Source organism: Siphonobacter sp. BAB-5405 (genome assembly GCF_002872335.1).
Classification (GTDB): domain Bacteria; phylum Bacteroidota; class Bacteroidia; order Cytophagales; family Spirosomataceae; genus Siphonobacter.
In genome coordinates this window covers 1-1,618 of the sequence record NZ_NJAG01000116.1, presented here as the reverse complement: position 1 = coordinate 1,618, position 1,618 = coordinate 1, and the positions used below count along the sequence as shown (strand labels likewise).

The following is a 1,618-nucleotide window of genomic DNA, read 5'->3' as shown; positions in this document are numbered from 1 at the left end:
GTTGAAAAAGTGGCGGTTCGCTGTTGGGCATTCACCCGTACCCAATCCGGATTATACCCGACCAGCTGATAGGCATACTGTTGCTTATGAGGGTTGGCATAATGCAGTCCGACGAATTCGATGGAAAAATCATTTTCGTTGGAATGCAGCTCAATCGAGGAATGATTGGTAAAGGGAGCCGCAAGTAAAAGCCGGCCATTGACCGTGTCTCCCGCAGCAATAGGCTGATTATGAATACGCAGTTCTGTAATCTGGACTTTAGGCAGGGAGGTGTTAACCTGAATGGACTGCGGTCGGAAATACGTAATTCCGTTGGTGCCGCCAAAAAAGAGGGTACGGTCGGCAGCCCGGTACGCAGCCCCGATTTTAAAGGAGTTGCTTTGTAGACCGTCCGTTACGTCATAATGCAGAAACTTTCGGGTTTGCGGATTCAGCTGATAAATACCGGAGCCACCAATCCAGAGATTACCGGATTCATCCAGTAACAGACTTTCCACGTCGGTTTCCGGAATCCATGAAATCCAGCGTTCCAGGCGTTCCGCTCCGTTGGGAGCGGTATACAGGCGATGCAGTCCACCACCAATAGTACCAATCCAGAGCTGACCCTGATGATCCTGTAGCAAAGGCCAGGTATAGTTGTGCTCAGGCTGTTTGGATTATGGGCTTCGTGTTTAAACTGTTTCACCAGGCGAATGGACTGGGGCGTGACGGCAATTTTCAATAACCCGGCATTGTGGGTACTTGCCCACAGGATGGAACGCCGGGGATCGTAGTGCAGATAAGTAAAATCGCTGGTAGGCAGCGTACGCTTTACATGGGAATAAACAACGCCTTGCTTGCTCGTGCGGTTCAGCCGGTACAGGCCGCCCGTAAACGTAGCCAGCCAGATAAATCCATACTGATCCTCCGTAATGCTTTCGATACTCAGACTGTACCAGTTGAGTTCTCCCGGTAAACTGGGAACGGACTGGATTTTATTCGTTTGTGGATCGAGCGTAAACAAGCCCCCGTAACGAGTGCCGATCCACAGCGTACCATCGGCGGTCTGATGCAGGGCGGATACGTCCGTACTGTTGACACTGCCGTAATAGGAATGCTCCAGAAAGTTTACGTACGTTTTTGTTTTTAAATCATAACTCGCCAGGCCATTGCGTGTACCAATCCACACCCGATTGCGGGATTCGTCCTTGGAGATGGCATTGATATAATTAGTAGCAGGATTGGTTTGGCCCGCTACCTGTCTGCGAATGAGTCCGAAAGGTTTGGTATAGGGTTTCAGGATATTCAGTCCACCCGCCGAACTAGCCATCCAGATATTATGGAAAGAGTCCTCGATAATGTCATGAACCCGAAAGGAGTTGATGCTGAAAGGATCCGTATCGGAGGGAAGAAAACTCTGAATGTCTTCGTTCCGGATGGGAAGGACTGGACCCGGCGTACGAAGGTTCAAAAGGAGTAATCCTGATTTTGTGCTGATCCACAGACGTTTGGAAGAGTCGCGAAAGAGATACTCAATCTCGGCAAACCCCCGTCCCAGCGATTGAAAGGAAAGGGAAGCTGGTTGCGTGCCATTCCGGTAATTGCCCCAGTAAATCTGACTGTCTGTACCAATCCATAA

The 1,618-nt window shown here is 49.9% G+C and carries 2 pseudogenes; both read right to left on the bottom strand.

Going from position 1 to position 1,618, the window contains the following annotated elements:
- A pseudogene (locus BWI97_RS26265) lies at positions 1-497 on the bottom strand (hybrid sensor histidine kinase/response regulator); the annotation flags it as partial.
- A 521-nt stretch (positions 498-1,018) separates the two neighbouring features.
- Positions 1,019-1,309 (bottom strand): annotated as a pseudogene (locus tag BWI97_RS29395) (two-component regulator propeller domain-containing protein); the annotation flags it as partial.
- Positions 1,310-1,618: the final 309 nt, after the last annotated feature.